19 protein-coding genes are annotated in these 24,805 nt (G+C 60.7%); 10 read left to right on the plus strand and 9 right to left on the minus strand.

Going from position 1 to position 24,805, the window contains the following annotated elements:
* The first annotated feature begins 23 nt into the window (after positions 1–23).
* Positions 24–779 carry a substrate-binding periplasmic protein gene (locus KW062_RS02275; protein WP_105754076.1) on the plus strand — a complete coding sequence of 252 codons (756 nt, stop codon included), beginning with the start codon at positions 24–26 and terminating at the stop codon, positions 777–779.
* On the opposite strand, the gene KW062_RS02280 is transcribed toward KW062_RS02275, so the two are convergent.
* The 4 genes from KW062_RS02280 to gpmI form a co-directional block, all read right to left on the minus strand.
* The gene (locus KW062_RS02280) at positions 776–1,555 is read right to left on the minus strand and encodes a divergent polysaccharide deacetylase family protein (RefSeq protein WP_105754075.1); all 780 of its coding nucleotides are present in this window, start codon (positions 1,553–1,555) and stop codon (positions 776–778) included. The two genes, KW062_RS02275 and KW062_RS02280, sit on opposite strands and share 4 nt — an antisense overlap.
* A gap of 1 nt (position 1,556) precedes the next feature.
* Positions 1,557–2,864, minus strand: a complete 1,308-nt coding sequence (locus KW062_RS02285; protein ID WP_027617360.1) for a S41 family peptidase — start codon at positions 2,862–2,864, stop codon at positions 1,557–1,559.
* A gap of 30 nt (positions 2,865–2,894) precedes the next feature.
* Positions 2,895–4,190, minus strand: a complete 1,296-nt coding sequence (locus tag KW062_RS02290; RefSeq protein ID WP_105754074.1) for a murein hydrolase activator EnvC family protein — start codon at positions 4,188–4,190, stop codon at positions 2,895–2,897.
* 165 nt (positions 4,191–4,355) lie between these two features.
* Positions 4,356–5,885: a 2,3-bisphosphoglycerate-independent phosphoglycerate mutase gene (gpmI, locus tag KW062_RS02295; protein WP_105754073.1), complete on the minus strand. Its 1,530-nt coding sequence runs from the start codon at positions 5,883–5,885 to the stop codon at positions 4,356–4,358.
* Between the two features lie 156 nt (positions 5,886–6,041).
* Here gpmI and KW062_RS02300 point away from each other — a divergent pair, with 156 nt between their 5' ends.
* The 3 genes from KW062_RS02300 to secB are packed head-to-tail and all read left to right on the plus strand — an operon-like array spanning position 6,042 to position 7,244.
* Entirely contained in the window at positions 6,042–6,455 is a 414-nt protein-coding gene (locus KW062_RS02300; protein ID WP_027617363.1) for a rhodanese-like domain-containing protein, read from the plus strand.
* 1 nt (position 6,456) lies between these two features.
* A complete protein-coding gene (grxC, locus tag KW062_RS02305) occupies positions 6,457–6,711 on the plus strand; it encodes a glutaredoxin 3 (RefSeq protein WP_027617364.1) in 255 nt (84 codons plus the stop codon).
* A 50-nt stretch (positions 6,712–6,761) separates the two neighbouring features.
* The gene (gene secB / locus KW062_RS02310) at positions 6,762–7,244 is read left to right on the plus strand and encodes a protein-export chaperone SecB (RefSeq protein WP_027617365.1); all 483 of its coding nucleotides are present in this window, start codon (positions 6,762–6,764) and stop codon (positions 7,242–7,244) included.
* Between the two features lie 102 nt (positions 7,245–7,346).
* Here the strand turns inward: secB and KW062_RS02315 are convergent, their stop codons facing one another.
* A complete protein-coding gene (locus KW062_RS02315; protein WP_027617366.1) occupies positions 7,347–7,802 on the minus strand; it encodes a tRNA (cytidine(34)-2'-O)-methyltransferase in 456 nt (151 codons plus the stop codon).
* Between KW062_RS02315 and KW062_RS02320 the strand changes: the two genes are divergently transcribed.
* Complete coding sequence (locus KW062_RS02320; protein ID WP_105754072.1) at positions 7,801–8,241, plus strand: hypothetical protein; 441 nt, start codon at positions 7,801–7,803, stop codon at positions 8,239–8,241. The two genes, KW062_RS02315 and KW062_RS02320, sit on opposite strands and share 2 nt — an antisense overlap.
* 416 nt (positions 8,242–8,657) lie before the next feature.
* Here the strand turns inward: KW062_RS02320 and ntrC are convergent, their stop codons facing one another.
* The 3 genes from ntrC to glnA form a co-directional block, all read right to left on the minus strand.
* Positions 8,658–10,094 carry a nitrogen regulation protein NR(I) gene (ntrC, locus tag KW062_RS02325; RefSeq protein ID WP_105754071.1) on the minus strand — a complete coding sequence of 479 codons (1,437 nt, stop codon included), beginning with the start codon at positions 10,092–10,094 and terminating at the stop codon, positions 8,658–8,660.
* On the minus strand, positions 10,091–11,176 hold the full coding sequence (glnL, locus tag KW062_RS02330; RefSeq protein WP_027617369.1) for a nitrogen regulation protein NR(II): 1,086 nt from the start codon (positions 11,174–11,176) through the stop codon (positions 10,091–10,093). The genes ntrC and glnL overlap by 4 nt, the downstream gene beginning before the upstream one ends.
* A gap of 433 nt (positions 11,177–11,609) precedes the next feature.
* Positions 11,610–13,016, minus strand: a complete 1,407-nt coding sequence (glnA, locus tag KW062_RS02335; protein WP_027617370.1) for a type I glutamate--ammonia ligase — start codon at positions 13,014–13,016, stop codon at positions 11,610–11,612.
* Positions 13,017–13,348: 332 nt separating this feature from the next.
* Between glnA and thiI the strand changes: the two genes are divergently transcribed.
* Positions 13,349–14,803: a tRNA uracil 4-sulfurtransferase ThiI gene (gene thiI, locus KW062_RS02340; RefSeq protein ID WP_027617371.1), complete on the plus strand. Its 1,455-nt coding sequence runs from the start codon at positions 13,349–13,351 to the stop codon at positions 14,801–14,803.
* Positions 14,804–14,942: 139 nt separating this feature from the next.
* Entirely contained in the window at positions 14,943–16,766 is a 1,824-nt protein-coding gene (gene typA / locus KW062_RS02345; RefSeq protein WP_027617372.1) for a translational GTPase TypA, read from the plus strand.
* 110 nt (positions 16,767–16,876) lie between these two features.
* Here the strand turns inward: typA and KW062_RS02350 are convergent, their stop codons facing one another.
* Positions 16,877–17,317 carry a YkgJ family cysteine cluster protein gene (locus tag KW062_RS02350; RefSeq protein ID WP_027617373.1) on the minus strand — a complete coding sequence of 147 codons (441 nt, stop codon included), beginning with the start codon at positions 17,315–17,317 and terminating at the stop codon, positions 16,877–16,879.
* Between the two features lie 252 nt (positions 17,318–17,569).
* Here KW062_RS02350 and KW062_RS02355 point away from each other — a divergent pair, with 252 nt between their 5' ends.
* The 3 genes from KW062_RS02355 (at position 17,570) to KW062_RS02365 (ending at position 24,631) form a co-directional block, all read left to right on the plus strand.
* Positions 17,570–20,020: a glycogen/starch/alpha-glucan phosphorylase gene (locus KW062_RS02355; protein WP_105754070.1), complete on the plus strand. Its 2,451-nt coding sequence runs from the start codon at positions 17,570–17,572 to the stop codon at positions 20,018–20,020.
* 100 nt (positions 20,021–20,120) lie between these two features.
* The gene (locus KW062_RS02360) at positions 20,121–23,261 is read left to right on the plus strand and encodes a DUF2339 domain-containing protein (RefSeq protein WP_105754069.1); all 3,141 of its coding nucleotides are present in this window, start codon (positions 20,121–20,123) and stop codon (positions 23,259–23,261) included.
* The gene (locus KW062_RS02365) at positions 23,258–24,631 is read left to right on the plus strand and encodes a DUF3999 domain-containing protein (RefSeq protein ID WP_027617376.1); all 1,374 of its coding nucleotides are present in this window, start codon (positions 23,258–23,260) and stop codon (positions 24,629–24,631) included. Before KW062_RS02360 ends, KW062_RS02365 begins: the two co-directional genes overlap by 4 nt.
* Positions 24,632–24,805: the final 174 nt, after the last annotated feature.

Here is a 24,805-nt window from a genome sequence, read left to right on the forward strand (position 1 = left end):
CGCCATGGATTCCGGTAGCCGACATGCTCAGACGCCTTTTCCTCGTTCTCGCCAGTGCTTCATTGCTGTTATCCAGCCCCGTACGCGCAGCGGAAAACATCAACACCGACCTGGTGTTGCTGACGGAAAACTTCCCGCCTTACAACATGGCGAAGAACGGCAAGAACTTCGCTCAGGACGAGAATATCGACGGCATTGCCGTGGACATCGTCCGGGAAATGTTCAAACGCACCGACCTTACCTACAGCCTGACCCTGCGTTTTCCCTGGGAGCGTGTCTATAAACTCGCCCTGGAAAACCCCGGCTACGGCGCATTCGTCATGGCACGCCTGCCGGATCGCGAAAGTTTGTTCAAATGGGTCGGCCCCATTGGCCCGGACGACTGGATCCTGCTTGCCAGGGCTGACAGCAAGATCACCCTCGAATCGCTGCAACAGGCGCGCAAGTACAAGATCGGCGCCTACAAAGGTGATGCGATTGCGCAAACCCTGGCCAAGCAGGGGCTCAAACCCATTGTGGTGCTGCGCGATCAGGACAACGCCAAGAAGCTGGTCAATGGCCAGATTGACCTGTGGGCCACCGGTGATCCGGCTGGCCGTTATCTGGCACGCCAGGACGGCGTGACCGGGCTGAAGACGGTGCTGCGCTTCAATAGCGCGCAGTTGTACCTGGCGCTGAACAAGGAGGTGTCCGATGAGACCGTCGCCAAGCTGCAGGCCGCGCTGGACACGTTGCGTGAGGAAGGCGTGGTGGACGACATCATGGCACGCTATCTCTAGCGGTAACGCCCATCCTTGCCATGCCCGGCCATTGCCTGGTTGCTGCGCAGGCTGATCATCGATTTGATATCAATCCACTCGACGCCCTGGGCCTTGAGTCGGGGCAGCTCGCGCTCCAGCACCGCCAGCGTTTGCGGGTAAGGGTGGCCGATCATCACTGCCGAGCCCTGTTTGCGCGCCAGGCTGATGGCGGTCTGCAGTTGACCGAGGATCGCCGCCTCCGTACGCACATCATCGAGAAACACATCCCGCGACAGGCTGGCAAGGCCGATCTTCTGGGCCTCGGCGGCAGCGACGGTCTGGGCGCTGGTGCGGCTGTCGAGGAAGAACTTGTGGCGCCGCTGCAGTTCGGCCATCAGCCAGGCCATGGCCGGGCGCTGGGCAGTCATGCGGCTGCCCATGTGGTTGTTGATGCCCGCCGTATAGGGTACGGCCTTGAACGCCGCATCCAGGCGACTCTGCAATGCTTCGATGGGCAGTTCGGGGTGCCAGGCGAACGGGCCGGTGGCCGGGTCCATGGGCATGTGCAGGATGACAATCTTGCCGGCGCGGTGCGCCTCGCGGGCGAATTCGGCGGCGTGGGGGGTGTCGGGCATGATCGCGGTCGTCACCGGGCCGGGCAGGCTCAGCACGCGACGATCCCGGGGCAGGTTCTGTCCCAGGTCGTCGATGATCAGGCTCAGGTAGGCCTTGTGCGTGGGGGAAGCCTGGGCCAGGGTCGCATGGACGACGCTGGCCAGGCAGCACAACAGGCAGAGGATGCCGCGCAAACCCATCTCAGCGGCTACGGGTGATGCTCAGGCCCTTGAGCAGGCTCAGCGCCTGGGCCAACTGATAGTCATCATCCTGTGGCATCGGCTTGGCCTTGCCGCCCGAACCGCTTGGCTTGTCGGCGCCGCCGTTGCCATTGCCCAAGTGACCTTGCAGGTCGGCTTCCTTGAAGTACTCGCTGTCTTGCTCGTTGGTGATCTTCGCCCGGCGCACTTCGATGTCCGGGACGATGCCCTGGGCCTGGATCGAGCGTCCGTTCGGGGTGAAGTACAGCGCCGTGGTGATTTTCAGTGCGCGGTCGTTGTTCAGCGGCAGCACGGTTTGTACCGAGCCCTTGCCGAAACTGGTGGTACCCATGACCACTGCGCGTTTCTGGTCCTGCAGGGCGCCGGCGACGATTTCCGAGGCCGAGGCGCTGCCACCGTTGATCAGCACCACCATCGGTACGGCTTCGCTTTCGTCCTTGCCGGTGGCGGAGAAGCGCAGCTCGGAGTTGGCAATACGGCCCTTGGTGTAGACGATCAGGCCTTTGGTGATGAAGTGGTCGACCACCTCCACCGCCGATTGCAGGACGCCGCCCGGGTTGTTGCGCAGATCGAGCACGATGCCGCTGAGCTTCTTGCCGTTTTCCTTGCGCAGCTTGGCCAGGGCCTGGGACACCTCGTCACCGGTCTTGACCTGGAACTGGGTGATGCGGATGTAACCGTAGCCCGATTCCAGCAACTGAGCCTTGACGCTCTTGACCTGGATGGTCGCGCGGGCCAGCGTCACGTCGAACGGATTGCCACCGTCACGCACCAGGGTCAGGGTGATTTTTTCGCCGATCTTGCCGCGCATGCGGTCCACGGCTTCGGTCAGGCTCTGGCCGCGGGTGGGCTGGCCGTTGATCTTGACGATGAAGTCACCGGCCTGAATGCCGGCCTTGGATGCAGGCGTGTCGTCGATTGGCGAGACCACCTTGATGAAGCCGTCTTCGGAGCCGACTTCGATGCCCAGGCCACCGAACTCGCCGCTGGTGCTTTCCTGCAACTCGGCGAAGTCTTCCGGGCCCAGATAGGCGGAGTGCGGATCGAGGTTGCTGAGCATGCCCTTGATGGCATTTTCCAGCAGGGTCTTGTCGTCGACCGGTTCAACATAAGCTGCCTTGATCCGGTCCATGACCTCGGCAAAGGTACGCAACTCGTCCAGCGGCAATGGCGCCTTGGTGGTCGCGGCCGAGGTCGATGAGGCGGGCTCGGCGGCAAACGCCAGCGGCGCGCCGATCACCAGGGCGATCGTCAGGGCCAGTGAATTGAGGCGGGACAAATGCAGCATGTCGAACGAACTCCTGAGTTAGGTGGCGCCCTATCCTTGCGCGCGACACCATTGTGCCGGATCACTTGGGTGACCCTGCTGACGAATAGCGAAATACAGGGCGGGCGTGTCCTGGCCGCCGCTGTTACCGACCGTGGAGATGGACTCCCCGGCCTTGACCACATCGCCCGCTGACTTGAGCAGCGTCTGATTGTGGCCGTACAAGCTCAAATAACCGTTGCCATGGTCGAGAATCACCAGCAGACCGGCACCGCGCAACCAATCGGCAAAGACCACGCGACCGCCATGCACAGCATGCACCTGGCTGCCGGCGGAGGCGCTGATCATCACCCCGTCCCACTTGGTGCGGGCGTCATCGCCGCGGGTCTCGCCAAAGCGTGCAAGCAATCGACCATCAACCGGCCACGGAAGTTTTCCCCGAGTTGCCGAAAAAGCCCCGCCGAAGGTTTCGCCTGAGCTGGAAACCAGTGTGCCAGGTGTTGGTCGGGTGATTTTGCGTGGGGCATCAGACGTGGCATCCGCCGCGGCCTGGGCCTCACGTAAACGCTTTTTTTCCGCTTCCTGCTGGGCGATCAGCGCTTTCTGTCGCGCTTCTTCCGCCTCTCGGGCCTGGCGGGCCAGGGTTTCCTCGATGGTCTTGAGTACTTTAGACAGATCGGCCTGATCCTGCTCGCGGGCTTGCAGCTTCTGGTCGCGGTCTTTTACGTCAGTGTTGAGCTTGGCCAGCACCAGCTGACGTTCCTTGCGCACTTTGTCGAGTTCATCGCGCTGGCTGTCGAGGCTGCTTTTCTGTACCAGCAATTGGGCTTGCTGCTGGTTGATTTCCTGCTCGACATTGGCCAGTTGGCTCAGGGTTTCGTTGAAATTCTTCAACTGCTCCAGGCGGGCCTGGCTCAGGTAGTCGTAGTAGGTGAGGGTGCGGGCGAATTTCTCGGGGTTCTGCTGGTTGAGCAGCAGCTTGAGGTATTCCTGGCGGCCGTTCTGGTAGGCCGCTCGGGCCTGGGTGGCGATCAGTTGTTGCTGTTCAGTGCGCGCGCTCTGGAGTTTTTTTTTCTCGGCATCGAGTCGCTGCAACTCGGATTCGCTTTTCTGCAGCTCTTTTTGCAGGGCATCAACCTGCTTCTCGAGCTTGCCCATCTCGGTTTCGGTGCCCTTGAGGTCTTTCTGCACGCCGGATTTTTCTTCCTGCAGCTTGCCCAGCAGCTTTTTCAGCTCGGCAATATCCTGACGCGTGGCGTCCAACTGTTGTTGGGTTTGCGCGCGCTCGTCAGCGAAGGCCGGTTGGAGCAGGCAGGTCAGAGCGAGGGCTATCAGGACGCGGAGCATAGAGGTGGGTAACACCAGGGGAAAAAAGACAGCTTAGTATGCCCGCCATGGACGGCAAAAAAAATGCCCTTTTCCGAGTGTGTGATAACTGGATGGAAAAACCCCATGAACACCTGTGGGAGCGAGCCTGCTCCGGGCGGCTCGCTCCTACAGGGGGGCTTGCGGTTAGACGAGGATCGATTTACCCGTCATTTCCGCCGGCTGTTCCAGGCCCAGCAGCTTGAGCATGGTCGGTGCCACGTCCGCCAGGACGCCGCCTTCGCGGACCTTGAGGTCACGCTTGCCGTAGTAGATGAACGGTACCGGCTCGGTGGTGTGGGCGGTGTGGGCCTGGCCGGTGGATTCGTCGGACATTTGCTCGACGTTACCGTGGTCGGCGGTGATCAGCGCTTCGCCGCCGACTTTCTCCAGGGCATCGACGATTCGGCCGACGCACAGGTCCAGGCATTCCACAGCCTTCACTGCGGCGGAGAACACGCCGCTGTGGCCGACCATGTCGCCGTTGGCGTAGTTGACCACGATCACGTCATAACGCTGGTTTTCGATGGCGTCGACGATGCGGTCGGTGACTTCAGGGGCGCTCATCTCCGGCTGCAGGTCGTAGGTGGCGACTTTTGGCGAAGGGATGAGGATGCGCTCTTCACCCGGGAACGGTTCTTCGCGGCCACCGGAGAAGAAGAAGGTCACGTGGGCATACTTTTCGGTCTCAGCGATGCGCAGCTGGGTCTTGCCGTTCTTTGCCAGATAGTCGCCCAGCACGTTTTCCAGGCTGCCCGGGGCAAAAGCCGAGGGTGCAGGAATGCTGGCAGCGTATTGGGTGAGCATGACGAAGCCGGCCAGCTTTGGCTGACGCGCACGCTCGAACTCGCTGAAGTTGTCTTCGACGAACACCCGGCTCAGCTCGCGAGCGCGGTCGGCGCGGAAGTTCATGAACACCATGGCGTCGCCGTCTTCAATCGTGACTGTGTCGCCAATGGTCGTGGCTTTGACGAATTCGTCGCTCTCGCCGCGCTCGTAGGCGGCTTGCAGGCCTTCCTGAGCGGTTGCAGCGTGGAATTCACCCTTGCCGTCGACGATCAGGTTGTAGGCCTGGGCAACGCGATCCCAGCGGTTGTCGCGGTCCATGGCGAAGTAACGGCCAATCAGGCTGGCGATCCGGCCCTTGCCCAGGGTCTTGAAGGCTTCATCCAGCAGTTCGATCGACGACTGGGCGCTTTTTGGCGGCGTGTCGCGACCGTCGAGGAAGGCGTGCAGATAGACCTTCTCGGCGCCGCGCTTGACTGCCAGTTCGGCCATGGCGATCAGGTGATCCTGGTGGCTATGCACGCCGCCATCGGACAGCAGGCCCATGAAGTGCACGGCCTTGCCGGCGGCAACGGCCTTGTCCACGGCGGCGCAGATGGTCGGGTTCTCGAAGAACTCGCCGTCGCGGATCGCCTTGGTCACGCGGGTGAAGTCCTGGTACACCACGCGGCCCGCGCCAAGGTTCATGTGGCCGACTTCCGAGTTGCCCATCTGCCCGTCCGGCAGGCCGACATCCATGCCCGAACCCGAGATCAGGCCATTCGGAACGGTGGCGCACAGGCGATCGAGGACCGGCTTGTTGGCCGCGAACACGGCATTGGATTCCTGGCTCTCACTGTGACCGAAGCCGTCAAGAATCATCAGGACCAAAGGTTTAGGCGTGGTAGTCATAGATTCCGCTCTGGCTTGAGTTAAAAAAGGGGGCGATGGAAAAAGGGAGTGGCAGTTTAAAGGCAAGTTCCTTCCGCGTCACCGCCGGACGGGGTTTGGCCGACCATAGTGGCTGTGTATACTGGCCGACATTTTAACGCCCTGGAACCTCCTTCGATGGTTGCTCACCTGATTGAATTTGCCACTAATCACTATCTGCTCGTCGGTATCTTCGTGGTACTGCTGGGCCTGTTGATCGCTTACCAGATGCAAGGTGGCGGCCGCAGCCTGAGCACCGGCGAACTGACCGCGCTGGTCAACAAGGATTCGGGTGTGGTGATCGACATCCGTTCGACCAAGGATTTCGCCGCCGGCCACATCGTAGGCGCGCTGAACATCCCCCACGACAAGCTGACTGCCCGCGTTGGCGAGCTGGAAAAGCACAAGGCCAAGACCCTTATCCTGGTGGACGCCATGGGTCAGACCGCCGGCACTCACGCTCGCGAACTGCTCAAGGCCGGCTTTACCGCGGCCAAACTGTCCGGCGGTATCTCCAGCTGGAAAGCCGACAACCTGCCGCTGGTGAAGTGATATGGCCAAGGTCGTCGTCTACTCCAGCGATTACTGCCCCTACTGCTCGCGAGCCAAGTACCTGCTCGAAAACAAGGGCGTAGCCTTCGAAGAGATCAAGGTCGATGGCAAGCCGCAAGTGCGCGCCGAAATGGCCCAGAAGGCGGGGCGTACGTCGGTGCCACAGATCTGGATCGGCAGCACCCACGTCGGTGGTTGCGATGATTTGTTTGCCATGGACCGCGCGGGCAAGCTCGACGCGCTGCTCAAGGCCTGAGCTACACGATAAGCCAACCTAAAAGACCCCTGGATCAAGAAGGATCTGCGATGACTGACCAACAGAACACCGCTGCTACAGAAGAAGAAAATGCACCGCAATTCTCCTTGCAGCGCATCTACGTACGTGACCTGTCATTCGAAGCCCCGAAAAGCCCGGCGATCTTCCGCCAGCAATGGGAGCCGAGCGTCGGTCTGGACCTGAACACCCGTCAGAAAGCTCTGGAAGACGACTTCCATGAAGTGGTGCTGACCCTGTCGGTGACCGTGAAGAACGGTGACGAGGTGGCGTTCATCGCTGAAGTCCAGCAGGCCGGTATCTTCCTGATCAAGAACCTCGACCAGGGTTCGATGAGCCACACCCTTGGCGCGTTCTGCCCGAATATCCTGTTCCCGTACGCTCGCGAAGCCCTGGACAGCCTGGTGACCCGCGGCTCGTTCCCGGCACTGATGCTGGCTCCGGTGAACTTCGATGCGCTGTATGCGCAGGAAGTGCAGCGTATGCAGCAGGAAGGCACGCAGACCGTTCAATAAACGGCGCGGCTGACACCATCGCGGGCGAGCCCGCTCCCACAGGATTGTGCAAAACCTGTGGGAGCGGGCTCGCCCGCGATTGTTTTGGTCCGGCGAAAAAGCTTACTTGAAGCCCAGCTGGCGCCAACCTTCATACACCGCGACCGCTACGGTATTCGACAGGTTCAGGCTGCGGCAGCCCTCACGCATCGGCAGGCGCAGACGGTGGCCGGCTGGCAGAGCGTCGAGCACTTCGGCAGGCAGCCCACGGCTTTCCGGGCCGAACAGGAACGCATCGCCCTCGGCGAAGCTGACGTCGTGGAAGGGTTGCGAGCCCTTTGTGGTGAAGGCGAACACCCGCGGCTGGCCCAGGCTTTCCAGGCAGCTGGCGAGATCGGCATGGCGCTGCAGCGTGGCGTACTCGTGGTAGTCAAGGCCGGCCCGGCGCAGGCGCTTGTCATCCATCTCGAAGCCCAGAGGCTCGATCAAATGCAGGTGGCAGCCGCTGTTGGCACAGAGCCTGATAACGTTGCCGGTATTCGGTGGAATTTCCGGTTGAAAAAGGATGACGTGAAACATGCACGGCTCCGAAGGTAAAGACAGGCGGCATTCTACGCCTGAAGTGGACTTGCGATCGAAGCTATTCCCGCGGGTGATCGGTTCGTTGGCGATTGTCGGGGTGATGGTGGGCCTGATGATCGGCCGCCTGACCACGCCGGACCCGACTGAGTTGCAGCAGGTCGACGTGATGGACGATGGCTTGGTGGTGTGGTTCAACAATGAACCCAAGATTCACGGCGAGCAGATCGACGGGACGGTGGCGCTGCTGTTCGATGCGCAGGGCAAGTCCGCCAAGGGACAGCTCAGGCTCAATCAGCGTGACGTGAATTGGCGAGTGCGCAAGAGTGACCAGGGGTTGTTGCTGACGCTGGTGGCGGCCCGTCCGCTGAAGGGCGAATGGGCCGGCAGCGAGGAGGATGATCGCTGGCGGTTGGAGATCCATCTCCAGGAGCAATAAAAGAGGGAATCCCCGGCCTGCCTGTACCAAGGTCCCCAAAACGGGAGGGGGTTGCATCTTGCGTCGCAAGCCCCGGTGTAAAGAGGGGAATCCTCGGCCTGCCTGTACCAAGGTCCCCGAAACTGGGTAGTGATGGAGTTATTGCAGGGCGCGTGCCAGAACGCTCAAGTTGTGCAAAAAAATTTCAGATGAAAGCGCAAAGCCCCGGAGTACGGGGCTTTTGGGTTTGAAGATCTTCGAGTTGGGTGGCGTTGTCGGTGGGGTTTCAGTTCAACTGCCGTGCGCGATTGCGGTTCGCGGTGCATTGATGCGGTGCATGGCTTTTTGTTTTCGCTGGCAAGCCAGCGAAGGGATCATCAGCGACACCGCATCAACTTCCTTCGCCGGCAAGCCAGCTCCTACACAGGGGCCCTCATTCAGCCCTCATCCGCCTCGTCATCATCCCCGCCATCGACCTTCATCCCCAGCTCCTTGATCTTGCGGGTCAAGGTGTTGCGGCCCCAGCCCAGCAGTACGGCAGCATCGCGGCGGCGGCCAGCGGTGTGCTTGAGGGCGGTTTCGATCATGATTCGCTCGAAGGCCGGGACGGCGCTGTCGAGCAGGCTCGACTGGCCGCGGGCCAAAGCCTGATCGGCCCATTGGCGCAAGGCCTGTTCCCAGTTGGTGACCGGTGCAGAATCCTGCGGCAGGTTCAGCAGTTCCGGTGGCAGGTCGCTGATATGCACTTCGCGACCCGAAGCCATCACCGTGATCCAGCGGCAAGTGTTCTCCAGCTGGCGCACGTTGCCGCCCCAAGGCAGGTTCTTCAGGTATTCCTCGGTTTCGTTTTTCAGCAGCTTCGGTTCGACCGCCAACTCCTGTGCGGCCCGGGCCAGGAAGTGCTTGGCCAGGGTCGGAATGTCTTCACGACGGTCCGACAGGCGCGGAATATGGATGCGAATCACGTTCAGGCGATGGAACAAGTCTTCACGGAATTTGCCAGCGTGCACCAGGGTTTCCAGGTTCTGGTGGGTCGCGGCGATGATTCGTACATCGACTTTGACCGGCACATGGCCGCCAACGCGGTAGAACTCGCCATCGGCCAGCACCCGCAGCAAACGGGTCTGGGTGTCTGCCGGCATGTCGCCGATCTCATCGAGGAACAGGGTGCCGCCGTCCGCCTGTTCAAAGCGCCCGCGCCGCAGGTTGGCAGCGCCGGTGAATGCGCCTTTCTCGTGACCGAACAGCTCGGACTCCATCAGGTCCTTGGGAATCGCCGCCATGTTCAGGGCGATGAACGGCGAGGCCGCACGCGGACTGTGGCGGTGCAGGGCATGGGCGACCAGCTCTTTGCCGGTGCCGGATTCACCATTGATCAGCACGGTGATGTTGGAGTGGCTCAAGCGCCCGATGGCGCGAAACACTTCCTGCATCGCCGGCGCTTCGCCGATGATTTCCGGGGTGCGGGTCAGGGTCGGGGCCACTTCCAGGCCTTGCTGTTCCTGGGCGTGCTGATTGGCGCGCTTGACCAGCGATACCGCTTCGTCGACGTCGAAGGGCTTGGGCAGGTATTCGAAGGCGCCACCCTGGTAGGACGCGACAGCGCTATCCAGATCGGAGTGAGCGGTCATGATGATCACTGGCAACCGTGGGTGCTGCTCGCGAATCCGCGCCAGCAGGTCCAGGCCGCTGGCGCCGGGCATGCGGATGTCGGAAATGATCACGTCCGGTTGCTGGCGCGCCAGGCGACTCATCACGCCATCGGCGCTGTCGAAGCTCTGGGTGGTCATGCCTTCCTGTTGCAGGGCTTTTTCCAGGACCCAACGGATAGAACGGTCGTCATCGACGATCCACACGGTTTCACTACGGCTCATGTCGATGTGGCTCCTTGTTCCAGTGGCAGAAAGATCGAGAACGTGGTGTGGCCTGGGTGGCTGTCACACTCGATCAGGCCCTGGTGCTGGCTGATGATGTTCTGGGTAATGGCCAGGCCCAGCCCGGTACCGTCCGGACGGCCGCTGACCATGGGAAAGAAGATGGTTTCCTGCAGGTCCGCGGGAATGCCCGGACCGTTGTCGATAATCTCGATCTTGGTCACCAGGCGATGGCGCACATGGCCGATGGTGAATTGGCGCATGGCGCGCGAGCGCAGGGTGATGCGGCCCAGGCGCAGTTCGTTCTGGCTGCTGATGGCCTGCATCGCGTTGCGCACGATATTGAGTACCGCCTGGATCATCTGCTCGCGGTCGATCAACACGTCTGGAATGCTCGGGTCGTAGTCGCGCACCAGCGTGATGCAGCCTTGGCTTTCCGCCTCGACGAGGCTGCAGACGCGCTCCAGCACTTCGTGAATGTTGCACATGGCCAGCGATGGCAGCTTGTTCGAGCCGAGCATGCGATCCACCAGGTTACGCAGGCGATCGGCTTCCTCGATGATGACGTTGGTGTAGTCCTTGAGACTTTCTTCGGGCAGTTCGCGCGCCAGCAGCTGTGCGGCGCCGCGAATCCCGCCCAATGGATTCTTGATTTCGTGGGCCAGGCCGCGCACCAGCATTTTGCTGGTTTCCTGCTTGGACAGTTGCGCCTCTTCCTTGGTAATGCGCAGCAGCCGGTCCCGTGGGTGGACTTCAAGCAATAACAGCGTGGCGCCATTGCTGAGGATCGGCGTGACCGCGTAATCGACTGTCAGGGTCTGGCCGGTCAGGGCGGTAAGCAGGGCTTCGCGCTTGGTGAACGGGTGCGCCTGCTCGACTGCCTGGCGCAGCGAGTTCAGGGCTTCGGTCGACTCGGTGAACAGTTCGCTGATGAACTGCCCATGACTGCGCTGGCCGCTGATGGCCAGGAGCATTTCCGCCGCCGGGTTCATGTACTCAAGGCGCAGATCGGCATTGAGCAGGATGGTAGCGGTCGTCAGGTTGTCGAGTAGCAAGCGGTGCAGTGCGTCGCTGATGGTCATTAGGACCTCTTTTGGAGCAGTCGCGCGCGAGAAAAAAGCGCTGTTACAAAGAAAATGCAAAAACCAAACCAAGGCTCCGAAAAGAAGCAGTTAGCCCTCTGAAATGGGCGTTTCAGGTTCATTTACGTGGCGTTTTGCTACGTCCGTAAAGCATTGATGAACCAAAATGGGTTTCAAGGTGTTAGCTAGTGCAACCTATCGCACCAATATAGTGCGCAAAGCTGAACGGCGCTTCCATTGATTGGATGACGTCGACTGCAGGACGTTTCGCGAAAGGGGGGAGAAGCTTACTGATTGGGTCTTGCTCTGGCTGCCAGATGCAGCTGTGAATACCGCAGGCGCGGCAGGTTCGCTACGTCGGAACTTTCCATAAAAAAAGGCCTTCCGAAGAAGGCCTCTTTCAAGTCACGCCGCGAGTGCTGGCGTCACTGGATTAGCAGCTGTAGTACAGCTCGTATTCCAGTGGGTGCACGAAGGTGCGCACTTTGATTTCTTCTTCGCTTTTCAGGGCGATGTAGGCGTCGATGAAGTCATCGGAGAACACGCCGCCTTTGGTCAGGAACGCACGACCTTTGTCCAGCTCTTCCAGGGCTTCTTTCAGGCTGCCGCAAACTTGTGGGATCTCTTTCGCCTCTTCAGGCGGCAGGTCGTACAGGTTTTTGTCAGCTGCATCGCCAGGGTGGATCTTGTTCTGGATGCCGTCCAGGCCAGCCATCAGCAGTGCGGCGAAGCACAGGTATGGGTTGGCAGCTGGATCCGGGAAGCGTGCTTCGATACGGCGGGCTTTCGGGCTCGACACGTAAGGAATACGGATCGAAGCGGAACGGTTACGAGCCGAGTAGGCCAGCATTACCGGAGCTTCGAAGCCTGGTACCAGACGCTTGTAGGAGTTGGTCGCCGGGTTGGTGAAACCGTTCAGCGCCTTACCGTGCTTGATGATACCGCCGATGAAGTACAGGGCGGTGTCGGACAGGCCGGCATAACCTTCGCCTGCGAAGGTGTTCTTGCCATCTTTCCAGATGGACATGTGAACGTGCATGCCCGAACCGTTATCACCGTACAGTGGCTTCGGCATGAAGGTAGCGGTGCGGCCGTAGGCGTCGGCAACGTTGTGCACCACGTACTTCAGGGTTTGGGTCTCGTCGGCTTTCTTCACCAGGGTGTTGAACTTGACGCCGATTTCGTTCTGGCCAGCAGTCGCCACTTCGTGGTGGTGAACTTCAACGGTCAGGCCCATTTCTTCCAGTGCGTTGCACATGGAGGTACGGATTTCGTGGTCGTGGTCGAACGGCGGAACCGGGAAGTAGCCGCCTTTGACGCCTGGACGGTGGCCTTTGTTGCCGCCTTCCACGTCCTGGTCGGACATCCACGAACCTTGTTCGGAGTAGATTTTGAACATCGAGCCGGAGATGTCCGACTTGAACTTGACCTGGTCGAAGATGAAGAACTCTGGCTCTGGACCGGCGAATACGGTGTCACCGATGGCGGTGGCCTTCAGGTACTCTTCGGCGCGCTTGGCGATCGCACGTGGGTCGCGGTCGTAACCTTGCATGCTCGAAGGTTCGATGATGTCGCAGACCAGGATCAGGGTCGGCTCTTCGGTGAACGGGTCCAGGACAGCAGTGTCATCAACCGGCATCAGGATCATGTCGGAGGCTTCGATGCCTTTCCAGCCAGCAATGGAGGAACCGTCGAACATCTTGCCGACTTCGAAGAAGTCGTCTTCCAGCGCATCGCGAGCCGGCATGGTCACGTGGTGCTGAGTGCCTTTGGTGTCCGTGAAGCGCAGATCAATCCATTTAACGTCATGATCTTTGATGAGTTGAACCGACTTCGACATAGTGTCCTCCGGGTGGCTTCGGGCTTGAGTAGTGGATGCCCTAAGTAATGTGGGTGATGCCGGCGCGAATACTCTGCCAAGGCAACCTGCCTCACAAGAGAGCAAATTGCATGCCAGTGCCCCAGCATGGGTTTTTCGCCCCAAAATCACCCTTATAAAGGTGCAAATGGCCTGAATCGGCAAAAACGCGCCCTCTAATGTAGCGCGCAAAGGTGCAAATGAACCGTTTTGGTGCATTGCAAACCTGATGCAGATTAATTGGTTAAACCTTGAGCAATTTCCGCTATAATCCGCGCCCCCCTTTTTCGGCTGGCCCAGCGCGCGCTGTTTTCATGAAACTAATCGTAAAAGTCTTCCCCGAGATCACCATCAAAAGCCGCCCGGTACGGATGCGTTTCATCCGTCAGTTGGCCAAGAACATCCGTGCCGTGCTCCGTGACCTGGACCCGGCCGTGGTGGTGAACGGCGTGTGGGACAACCTCGAACTGGAAACCCACGTTACTGACCCCAAAGCCCTGAAGGACATGACCGAGCGCCTGAGCTGCACGCCGGGCGTCGCACACTTCCTGCAGATCGACGAGTACCCGCTGGGTGACTTCGACGACATCGTCGCCAAGTGCAAGCAGCACTACGGCGATGCCCTGGCCGGGAAGATTTTTTCGGTACGTTGCAAGCGTGCCGGCAAGCACCCGTTCAGCTCGATCGACGTCGAGAAATATGTCGGCAGCCAGTTGCGCCGTCAGTGCGGCGCTGCCGGGATTGACCTGAAAAAGCCGGAAATCGAAGTCCGAATCGAAGTTCGCGACCAACGGTTGTTCGTCATTCACAGCCAGCACAACGGCATCGGCGGCTATCCATTGGGCGCGCTGGAGCAGACCCTGGTGTTGATGTCCGGCGGTTTCGACTCCACTGTCGCGGCCTACCAGATCATGCGCCGCGGCCTGATGGCGCATTTCTGCTTCTTCAACCTGGGTGGTCGTGCCCACGAATTGGGCGTGATGGAAGTCGCGCATTTCATCTGGAAGAAGTACGGCAGCTCGCAACGCGTGTTATTTGTCAGTGTGCCGTTCGAGGAAGTGCTCGGCGAAATTCTCGGCAAAGTCGATAACAGTCATATGGGCGTAGTATTGAAGCGTATGATGTTGCGCGCTTCCGAACGAATCGCCGACCGCCTGCACATTGATGCGCTGGTCACGGGCGAGGCGATCTCCCAAGTGTCGAGCCAGACGCTGCCGAACCTGAACGTGATCGATTGCGTGACCGACAAGCTGGTGCTGCGCCCGCTGATCGCCAGTCACAAGCAGGACATCATCGATACCGCCATCGAGATTGGCACCGCCGATTTCGCCCGGCACATGCCGGAGTACTGCGGGGTCATTTCGGTGAACCCGAAGACCGCTGCCAAACGCCATCGCGTTGAGCACGAAGAGAAAGAATTCGACATGGCGGTCCTTGAGCGAGCGCTCGAGAACGCCAAGCTGGTGCCAATCGATCGGGTGATCGACGAATTGGGCCAGGACTTGCAGATTGAAGAAGTCAGCGAAGCGCTGGCCGGTCAGATCGTCATCGACATCCGTCACCCGGATGCCGCCGAGGATGACCCGCTGGCGCTGGCTGGCGTCGAGGTACAAACGATGCCGTTTTATGCACTGAACGCTCGTTTCAAGGAACTGGACCCTACTCGCCAGTACCTGCTGTATTGCGACAAAGGCGTGATGAGTCGCCTGCATGCCCACCATTTGCTCAGTGAGGGGCATGCCAATGTGCGCGTTTATCGACCGAGCTAAGAGCCCGGGGCTGTTTGCCTGTGGCCTGCGTCACCGGCCCCCCGACTCTGCCGTCAAGCTGTAACGGCATGGCCTGACTCTACTGTAAATCGCTGCCAAGACTTGTCAGCACACCGAATCCTCTGATCGAGATACACAAGTGATCGAAAATCTACGCAACATCGCCATCATTGCTCACGTTGACCACGGTAAAACCACCCTGGTAGACAAACTCCTGCGCCAATCCGGCACCCTGGAGCGCAACGAGCTCAACGACGAGCGCGTGATGGACTCCAACGACCAGGAGAAAGAGCGCGGTATTACCATTCTGGCGAAAAACACCGCCATTAACTGGAACGGCTACCACATCAACATCGTGGACACCCCGGGCCACGCCGACTTCGGCGGCGAAGTAGAGCGCGTAATGTCGATGGTCGACTCCGTTCTGCTGCTGGTTGACGCTCAAGACGGCCCTATGCCGCAAACCCGTTTCGTGACCAAAAAGGCTTTCGAAGCCGGCCTGCGTCCGATCGTCTGCATCAACAAGGTTGACCGTCCAGGCGCACGTCCGGACTGGGTTCTGGACCAGATATTCGACCTGTTCGACAACCTGGGTGCCACCGAAGAACAGCTGGACTTCAAAGTTGTCTACGCCTCGGCCCTGAACGGTATTGCCGGTCTGGACCACACCGAGATGGCTGAAGACATGACCCCGCTGTACCAGTCGATCGTCGACAACGTACCAGCGCCGTCCGTTGACCGTGACGGTCCGTTCCAGATGCAAATCTCCGCTCTGGACTACAACAGCTTCCTGGGTGTTATCGGTGTTGGCCGTATTGCCCGTGGTACCGTCAAGCCAAACACTCCGGTAGTGGCTATCGGCGCCGACGGCAAGAAGCGCAACGGTCGTATCCTGAAGCTGATGGGTCACCACGGTCTGCACCGCATCGACGTTGAAGAAGCAGCAGCTGGCGACATCGTGTGCATCAGCGGCATGGACTCGCTGTTCATCTCCGACACCCTGTGCCACCCTGACACCGTCGAGGCGATGAAGCCTTTGACCGTTGACGAGCCAACCGTTTCCATGACCTTCCAGGTAAACGACTCGCCTTTCTGCGGTAAAGAAGGCAAGTTCGTGACTTCCCGTAACATCAAGGAACGTCTGGACAAAGAGCTGCTGTACAACGTTGCACTGCGCGTTGAAGAAGGCGACTCGGCTGACAAGTTCAAGGTTTCCGGCCGTGGTGAGCTGCACCTCTCGGTACTGATCGAAACCATGCGTCGCGAAGGCTTCGAAATGGCTGTAGGCCGTCCGGAAGTGATCATCCGTCTGGTAGACGGCGTGAAGCACGAACCGTTCGAAAACGTCACCATCGACCTGCCGGAAGAATCCCAGGGCAAGGTGATGGAAGAGATGGGTCTGCGTAAAGGCGACCTGACCAACATGGTGCCGGATGGCAAAGGCCGTGTGCGTCTGGAATACAACATCCCTGCTCGTGGTCTGATCGGTTTCCGTAACCAGTTCCTGACCCTGACCAACGGTGCTGGCATCCTGACCTCGATCTTCGACCGTTACGACGTGATGAAGTCGGGCGACATGTCCGGCCGTCAGAACGGCGTTCTGGTTTCGGTTGAAACCGGCAAGGCGCTGACCTACTCCCTGGAAACCCTGCAGGCTCGTGGCAAGCTGTTCGTTGAACACGGTCAGGAAATCTACAACGGTCAAATCGTTGGCCTGAACAGCCGTGACAACGACCTGGGCGTCAACCCTACCAAGGGCAAGAAGCTCGACAACATGCGTGCTTCGGGTAAAGACGAAACCATCGCTCTGGTTCCACCTGTTCGCTTCACCCTGGAACAGGCTCTGGAATTCATCCAGGACGATGAGTTGTGTGAAGTGACTCCAAAATCGATTCGCCTGCGTAAGAAAATTCTTGACGAGAGCGAGCGTACCCGCGCTGCCAAGAAGGCCAAGGCTAACTAAGTCACTTAGTTAACCCGCCACAAAAAACGCCCCCGACCGCAAGGTTGGGGGCGTTTTTTTTGGGGTATTTGCGGTATGTCAGGCACACCGCTGGGGCTGCTATCTCTGGGTCAGAACTTGTCCAGGGTCCGCCGGCTATTGCTCTGGCGCTCCACTTCCTTGGGCTTGTAAGCGCAATAACCTGGACGCGGGCCGATTTTCGGGTGGTTGCGGCAGGTGTCGGGGCGCTTTTCATAAATAGTGCACAGACGGGATTTACGATCCAGGTAGTAGCAATCGTTGTTGCTCATGCGCTGGATGGTGAAGATCTCGGTGCGCTGGTTGAAGCGCTCGACTATCCCTTCCTTCTGCAGGCGCTTGGCGATGTTTTTCGGGGGATCGCCCATTTCGAACTCATCAACAATGCCAATGCGGATCAGGTCCTTGATCTTCACTTCGACCGGCAGCGTGCAGCAGCTGGATATGCAGGCGCCACACATGGGGGCGGAGTACTTGGCCCAGGTATCGAGACGGTCGATCTCCGCGGCAGCGATCAGGGTGGGCTTCATCATGGGCAATATCCAGCGTGTATCAGGGCGCGCGATCATACCGGGACTGGTGGATTTTTGAACAACCTTTCGCCAGATTTTTTTTATCCCGGCCGAATGCCCGCAAACCCCGGCACGACCCCTGCATCCATTTACCGTCAACAGCCTCACATTCGCGACTGACTCGCACCCATTGGAAAAACTGCCGAACCCATGCCTCTACCGTCTGTCAGACCGTCTAGGCTCAGACAATTCCATGCTCCCGAGGTCTCATCGATGACTCAAGAACCACTTGTTCGCGAAGCCGAGGTGGCTGCGTTCCGCGAAGCCGTCCTGACCAAACTGACGTACGCCGTCGGCAAAGACCCTGATCACGCCTTCGATCACGACTGGTTCGAGGCCATCGCGCTGGCGGCGCGTGATCACATGGTCGAGCACTGGATGGACCATACGCGGCAAATCTACCGCAAGGGCCAGAAGCGGGTGTATTACCTCTCGCTGGAGTTCCTCATCGGCCGCCTGCTTTACGACAGCCTGAGCAACCTCGGTTTGCTCGACGTCGCCCGCGAGGCACTGACCGAATTGGGTGTCGATCTGGAGCGCATCCGCCTGCTGGAACCCGACGCGGCGTTGGGCAACGGCGGCTTGGGGCGCCTGGCTGCGTGCTTCATGGAAAGCATGTCGACCCTGGGCATCGCCGGTCACGGCTACGGCATTCGCTACGAGCACGGGCTGTTCCGCCAAGCGATTGTCGACGGCTGGCAGCAGGAACAGACCGAGCACTGGCTGGATTTCGGTAACCCCTGGGAGTTCGAGCGGCCAGAGGTGATTTATCCAATCGGCTTTGGTGGCAGCGTCGAGACCCTCACCGATGCCAGCGGCAAGACCAAACAGGTCTGGACACCTGGAGAGACCGTGCGGGCGGTGGCCTATGACACGCCGGTAGTCGGCTGGCGCGGTGCCAGCGTCAACACGCTGCGCCTGTGGCGGGCGCGAGCGGTCGAAGATTTGCATCTGGAGCGTTTCAACGCCGGTGACCACCTGGGTGCAGTGGCGGAAGTGGCACGTGCGGAAAGCATCTCCAGAGTGCTTTATCCGGCCGACAGCACCGAGGCGGGGCAGGAATTGCGCCTGCGCCAGGAATATTTCTTCGTTGCCGCTTCGCTGCAGGACCTGCTGCGCCGCCATCGCAACATGCATACCTCGGTGCTGACCCTGGGCGATCATGCGGCGATCCAGCTCAACGACACTCACCCCTCGATTGCCGTGGCCGAATTGATGCGGCAACTGGTCGACGTGCACGACGTGGAATGGGACGCGGCCTGGCAGGTCACCGTCGATACGCTGTCCTACACCAACCACACCTTGCTCCCCGAGGCGCTGGAGACCTGGCCGGTAGGATTGATGGAGCGGATGCTGCCGCGGCACATGCAGATCATTTATCTCATCAACGCTCAACACATCGATTCGCTGCGGGCCAAGGGTATTCATGATTTCGACGTGTTGCGCGCGGTGTCGCTGATCGAGGAAGACAACGGCCGTCGCGTGCGCATGGGCAATCTGGCATTCCTTGGCTCCCACAGCGTCAACGGCGTGTCTGGCCTGCATACGCAACTGATGCGCAGCACGGTGTTCTCGGAACTGCACAAGCTGTACCCGGAGCGGATCAACAACAAGACCAACGGCATTACGTTCCGGCGCTGGTTGTACCAGGCCAACCCCGAGCTGACTTCGATGATGGTCGATGCCCTGGGCCCTGAATTGCTGGATAACCCCGAGGAACTGTTGGTCGGCCTGGAAGCGTTCGCCGAGAAGTCGGCGTTTCGCAAGCAGTTCGCCGAGCAACGGCTGCACAGCAAGAAAGCGCTGGCCTACCTGATTCACGAGCGCTTGGGCATCGCGGTCAACCCGGCGGCGCTGTTCGACGTGCAGGTGAAGCGGATTCACGAGTACAAACGCCAGTTGCTCAATTTGCTGCACACCGTCGCCCTGTATCAGGCGATCCGTGCCGAGCCGGAAACCGACTGGGTGCCGCGGGTGAAAATCTTCGCCGGCAAGGCGGCCGCCAGTTATCACCAGGCCAAACTGATCATCAAGTTGACCAACGACATCGCCCGCACGGTCAACAACGACCCGACCGTGCGCGGCCTGCTCAAAGTGGTGTTCCTGCCCAACTACAACGTCAGCCTGGCGGAGAGCATCATCCCGGCGGCGGACCTGTCGGAGCAGATCTCCACTGCCGGATTCGAGGCCTCGGGTACAAGCAACATGAAGTTCGGCCTCAACGGTGCATTGACCATCGGCACCCTGGACGGCGCTAACGTGGAAATGTGCGAACGCATCGGCGCCGAGCACATGTTCATTTTCGGTCTCAGCGCGCAGCAGGTCGAAGCGCGCAAACAGAATCATGAGTTCCATGCCGGCCCTGATATCGCCGCCTCCCATCGCTTGAACGACGTGCTGCAAGCGATTCGCAGCGGGGTGTTTTCGCCGGACGATCCGGCGCGCTACACCGGCCTGATCGATTCGCTGATCGACTACGACCGTTTCCTGGTCTGTGCTGATTTCGATTCCTACTGGGCGGCGCAGATGCGCGTCGAGAGTCTTTGGCATAACGATAACGAATGGTGGCGTTCTGCTGTACTGAACAGCGCGCGAATGGGCTGGTTCTCGTCTGACCGCACCATCCGCGAGTACGCCACGCAAATCTGGAAAGCCTTGGAGTAGCAGTCAGGATAAATCTGTTGCAGGCCCAGCGTTTGTTGGGCCGGATCGATATACTGGGCCCCGGTTTTACTGGATTCTTCAGTGCTTAGGGATATCGACCATGCAATGGACGTACATGCTGATTGGCCTGGTGCTGGGCTGGCTGCTGGATGAGTCCCTCAGCGACGCCTTTGTGGGCGCGCTGATTGGACTGGGCATTGGCCAGGTGCTGGCAATCAAACGCTTGAGCGGGCAAGCCGCCGAGCAGCAACGCCAATTGCATCTGGCGCAGGTCGCGCTGGGTGCGGTCGAGCAGCGTCTGGCGCTTCTAGAAGCCGGCGGCGAGCGCGTGGCGCCCGTTGCCGAGCCGCAGATTGTCGCCTCGACAAGCTCCGAGCCAGCCGCGCCAGAGCTGGTCTGGGAACTACCCCCTGAACTCGAGCCGCAACCGACGCCGGTCGACCACTGGATCGCTCGCGAGCCCGAGCAGCCAGCCGCCCCGCGTGGCCCGAACCTGATCGAACGCGGCATCAACGCAGCACGCAATTGGCTGCTGGGCGGCAACACCGTGCTGCGAGTCGGCGTGGTGCTGCTGTTTTTCGGCCTGGCGTTTCTGCTGCGCTATGCCACCGAAGGCATGGTGGTGCCGTTGGAAGTGCGCTATGCCGGGGTCGCCCTGGCCGCTTTGGCGCTGATGGGCCTGGGCTGGTGGCTGCGTCAGCGCAACCCTGACTACGCGCTGATTCTGCAAGGTGCCGGGATCGGCGTGCTGTACCTCACCGTATTCGCCGCCATGCGCTTGCACCCCTTGCTCGATCCGACGGCGGCTCTCGGACTGTTGGTGGCGGTCACGCTGTTCTCGGCGCTGCTGGCGATCAAGCAGGATTCCCTGGCGTTGGCCTGCGCAGCCGCCTTGGGTGGATTTGCCGCGCCGATCCTGACCTCTACCGGCGCCGGCAGCCATGTCGCGCTGTTCAGTTATTTCCTGCTGCTCAATGCCGGCATCCTCGCCATCGCCTGGTTCAAGGCCTGGCGCTTGCTGAACGTGATCGGCTTCGTCGGCACCTTCGGCATTGGATTCACATGGGGCTTGCGCGCCTACACGCCGGACCTGCTGGCCAGCACCGAGCCGTTTCTGATCGGCTTTTTTCTGATGTACCTGGCCATTGGCCTGCTGTATGCCCGGCGCAAATTGCAGGAGGCGCAGGACGTCCCGCAGACCGAGGACCGCTCTTCGCTGCTGCAGTGGTCGGCGCGCAACGGCGATTACGTCGACGGTACGCTGCTGTTTGGTCCGCCACTGGTGGGCTTCGGCCTGCAATTCGCGTTGGTCCAGCATTTGCCCTTGGCTGCGGCGTTCAGTGCCCTGGTCCTGGGCTTCCTCTACATGGGCCTGGCGTATGTCCTGCGCGGCGGACGGGCCTGGTTGCTGGCGCAAACCTGTCTGGCACTGGGCGTGATTTTCACCAGCCTGGCGATCCCCCTGGGCCTGGATGCACGCTGGACCACGGCAGCCTGGGCCGTGGAGGGAGCGGGCATCTACTGGCTCGGCCTGCGTCAACGGCGACCCGTCGCCCGAGCCTTTGCCTTGCTGCTGCAATTGGGGGCAGCGCTGATCTTTCTCAGCGAACTGCACGAGGGCGACAGCAGCCTGCTCAACGGTTCGACGCTGGGCGCGTTGCTTGTTGGTGTGGCCTTGCTGTTCAGCTTCTGGCAACTGCACCAGGCGCCCCTTGAGCGCAGCCGCAGTTGGGAACGCAAAGGCCTGCCGGTGCTGGCCTGCGCCGGTCTGACCTTCATCTATCTGTTGGCACCGTTGTTTTTCTTCAGCCACGGCACAGTGATCGGCTGGGCGCTGGCCGGGTTGCTGACGCTGCTGGTGGGCGTGCGCCTGCCGTCGCGCAGCGTGCTGGTGAGTGCCCTGGTGGTGCAATTGCTGGCGGGTGTGTTGGTGATCCTGGCCGCCGGCGCTGCCGAAGATCGCGTGTTGCTGGCCCATGCCGGGTTCTGGGCGCCAGCGCTGTTGGGTATGGCCGCGCTGCTGGGGGCCTGGCAGTTGCAGCGGTACGCCAATACATTCAGCGGACTCGACCTGCAACGCCTTTCGTACGGCCTGTTGGCCTGGGGTGCGGGCTGGTGGGCGCTGGCGCTGAGTAGTGAGGTGCTGCATTTCGCCGCGCCGTCCCTGCAATCGACCTGGTTGCTCGGCCTGCTGGCGCTCAGCGTGGCGCTGTGGGCCTGGCTCGCCCTGCGTCTGGCATGGCCGGCGCTGGGCGTGCTGTGCACGCTGTTGATTCCGGCTGCGACCCTGGTGTTGTTGGGCGCCTGGCATTCGCGCTACCACCCGGCCGCCGATTTCGGCTGGCTGGTCTGGACGCTGCTGTTCGCCGTGCATTTCCTCTCATTGAAGCGGCTGGCGACCCTGCTGCCGGCGACCGTCGCCAGTATCGCCCATGTACTCGGCTGCTGGCTGTTACTCGCGGTGCTGGTGCTGGAGTTGCGTTACGGACTGCTGGTGCTGTCGGAGCAGTACAACGCCTGGCGCTGGCTCGGCTGGGCGCTGGTGCCGAGCGTGTATCTGGTGCTGATGGCCGTGCCGCGTGCCTGGCCGTGGCCGCTGTCGAACTACAGCCGCGAGTACCGGCTATACGCTGCCTTGCCGCTGGCGTTGCTGATGCTTGCCTGGTTCTGGCTGGCGAACATCGCCAGCGACGGGAGCGCCGAGCCGCTGCCCTATCTACCGCTGATCAATCCGCTGGAAATCGGTCTGCTGTTCAGCCTGTTTGGCGTGTACCTGTGGTCGCGCAACACCCTCGATCAATTGCCCTTCGCCCAAGGCCAGCTCAGTCAGATTGTCGCCGGGGTTTCGCTGTTCGCCCTGTTCACCGCGATGGTCATGCGCACGGCGCACCACTGGAGTGGCGTGCCTTACGAGCTTGAGGCGCTGCTGGAATCGATGCGGGTGCAGGCCGGATTGTCGATTGTCTGGACCCTGATTGCCCTCGGCCTGATGATTGGTGGGCACCTGCGTAGCCGTCGCCAGGTCTGGCTGGTGGGCGCGGCGCTGATTGGCGTGGTGGTGGCCAAGTTGTTGTTTGTCGAATTGAGTAACCGCGGCGGTCTGGCGCGGATCGTGTCGTTTATCGGTGTCGGTGTGTTGCTGCTGGTGGTCGGCTATTTCGCGCCCCTGCCGCCCAGACGCATCGAAATCACATCGGGGCCGCAAGACGCGGTCAATGAATCCAAAGGAGTGTCGTCTTGAGCATCATGTTGAACCGGTCCTGGCTGGGTATCCTGGGCTGCTGTATTGCCTTGGCGGCACAGGCTCAGGACAGCCCCGCAGATTTCACCACCCAAATGCCGTTGACCCTCAGCGGCGAGGGCCCGTGGTACCGTCTCGATTTGCCGTTGGCGGTGCAATTGCATGCGCGTCAGACCGATCTCAGTGATCTGCGGGTGTTCAATGCCGCCGGTGAGGCGCAGGCCTATTCGCTGACCCTGGCGCAGCCTGCGGTGGGTGAAAGCCTGCCGCTGCATGAACTCAAGGCGTTCCCCTTGTACGATGCGGCGGATGCGGGCTCGGCGGTGCCGAACGTGCGGGTGCAGTCCAATGCCAACGGCACCCTGGTGCAGGTCCAGCCGCCCAGCCAACTGGAGGCCGGTGAAGAGGTGCGTCGCGGTTGGCTGCTGGATGCCAGTGCGATCAAGAAACCGTTGCAGCAGTTGATCCTTGACTGGTCCAGTGAACTGGATGGATTTCAGCGTTTCAGTATCGAAGCCAGCGACGACCTGCAGCATTGGCAGACCTGGGGCGAGGGGCAGGTTGCACGGCTGTCGTTTGCCGACGAGCGAGTCGAGCAGCGCGAAGTCGAGTTGCCTGGCCTGCGCGCGCGTTATTTGCGATTGCTGTGGCTGTCCCCACAAGGCGCGCCGGTGCTGACGTCGGCGCAGGTTCAAAGCCTCGACGCCAGTATCCCGCCTGCTCCGCTGGCGTGGTCCGCGCCTTTGTCCGGTAATCGGCTCAAGGATGCCGAGTACAGCTGGCAACTGCCCATGGGATTGAACGTCGAGCGCGTGCAGGTGCAGTTGGATGAAGCCAACAGCCTGGCCCCGGTATTGCTCTCGGGCCGGCGGGAAAGCAGCCTGCCGTGGCAGCCGTTGAGCAGCGGCTTGCTTTATCGCCTGAGCCAGAACGGCCAGGATGTGCTGCAGGACCAGTTACCCCTGCCGGGACAGGTGGTGCAGCAGCTCAAGTTGACGGTGGATGATCGCGGCGGTGGCCTGGGTGCGCAGGCACCGATGGTGCGCTACGCGGTGCGCTCGACTCAGTTGGTGTTCCTCGCCCGTGGCGCCGGCCCCTATACCCTGGCCCTCGGCAATCCGACGGTGAAGGCGGCCAGTCTGCCGTTGGCCACGCTGATTCCGGACTTCAATCCAAAACGCCTGGAAAACCTCGGTCAGGCCCAGGTCGAGGATGGCACGCTGGTGACGGCACCGAGCGCCGTGCTAACGCCGGCGCCGCCGGTAACTGACTGGAAAAAAATCGGCCTGTGGGCGGTGTTGCTGCTCAGTGTGGCGTTCCTCGCGGCCATGGCGTTCAGCCTGTCGCGCAAGCCGTCGGTCAAGTCCTGATCAGTGTTTGCCAGGTCGGCATAGACTTGGCAAACACATTGCTGTCGTACACCCAAACGTCCTTTTTTCGGACTACGCTCAACCCCGCACATGAACTCTGTTGTGCGAATCTCGTCTGATATGAGCAATTGCCTGACGACTCGCGCTAAACTGCGCGGGTTTTTAGCCCCCATT

It is taken from the genome of Pseudomonas fluorescens (assembly GCF_019212185.1).
GTDB lineage: Bacteria > Pseudomonadota > Gammaproteobacteria > Pseudomonadales > Pseudomonadaceae > Aquipseudomonas.

What these genes read in the sequence shown, in the direction of transcription:
- KW062_RS02275 (WP_105754076.1), top strand. Translation starts at nt 24, where the DNA reads ATGCTCAGACGCCTTTTCCTCGTTCTCGCCAGTGCTTCATTGCTGTTA.
- KW062_RS02280 (WP_105754075.1), bottom strand. Translation starts at nt 1,555, where the DNA reads ATGGGTTTGCGCGGCATCCTCTGCCTGTTGTGCTGCCTGGCCAGCGTC.
- KW062_RS02285 (WP_027617360.1), bottom strand. Translation starts at nt 2,864, where the DNA reads ATGCTGCATTTGTCCCGCCTCAATTCACTGGCCCTGACGATCGCCCTG.
- KW062_RS02290 (WP_105754074.1), bottom strand. Translation starts at nt 4,190, where the DNA reads ATGCTCCGCGTCCTGATAGCCCTCGCTCTGACCTGCCTGCTCCAACCG.
- gpmI (WP_105754073.1), bottom strand. Translation starts at nt 5,885, where the DNA reads ATGACTACCACGCCTAAACCTTTGGTCCTGATGATTCTTGACGGCTTC.
- KW062_RS02300 (WP_027617363.1), top strand. Translation starts at nt 6,042, where the DNA reads ATGGTTGCTCACCTGATTGAATTTGCCACTAATCACTATCTGCTCGTC.
- grxC (WP_027617364.1), top strand. Translation starts at nt 6,457, where the DNA reads ATGGCCAAGGTCGTCGTCTACTCCAGCGATTACTGCCCCTACTGCTCG.
- secB (WP_027617365.1), top strand. Translation starts at nt 6,762, where the DNA reads ATGACTGACCAACAGAACACCGCTGCTACAGAAGAAGAAAATGCACCG.
- KW062_RS02320 (WP_105754072.1), top strand. Translation starts at nt 7,801, where the DNA reads ATGCACGGCTCCGAAGGTAAAGACAGGCGGCATTCTACGCCTGAAGTG.
- KW062_RS02315 (WP_027617366.1), bottom strand. Translation starts at nt 7,802, where the DNA reads ATGTTTCACGTCATCCTTTTTCAACCGGAAATTCCACCGAATACCGGC.
- ntrC (WP_105754071.1), bottom strand. Translation starts at nt 10,094, where the DNA reads ATGAGCCGTAGTGAAACCGTGTGGATCGTCGATGACGACCGTTCTATC.
- glnL (WP_027617369.1), bottom strand. Translation starts at nt 11,176, where the DNA reads ATGACCATCAGCGACGCACTGCACCGCTTGCTACTCGACAACCTGACG.
- glnA (WP_027617370.1), bottom strand. Translation starts at nt 13,016, where the DNA reads ATGTCGAAGTCGGTTCAACTCATCAAAGATCATGACGTTAAATGGATT.
- thiI (WP_027617371.1), top strand. Translation starts at nt 13,349, where the DNA reads ATGAAACTAATCGTAAAAGTCTTCCCCGAGATCACCATCAAAAGCCGC.
- KW062_RS02350 (WP_027617373.1), bottom strand. Translation starts at nt 17,317, where the DNA reads ATGATGAAGCCCACCCTGATCGCTGCCGCGGAGATCGACCGTCTCGAT.
- KW062_RS02355 (WP_105754070.1), top strand. Translation starts at nt 17,570, where the DNA reads ATGACTCAAGAACCACTTGTTCGCGAAGCCGAGGTGGCTGCGTTCCGC.
- KW062_RS02360 (WP_105754069.1), top strand. Translation starts at nt 20,121, where the DNA reads ATGCAATGGACGTACATGCTGATTGGCCTGGTGCTGGGCTGGCTGCTG.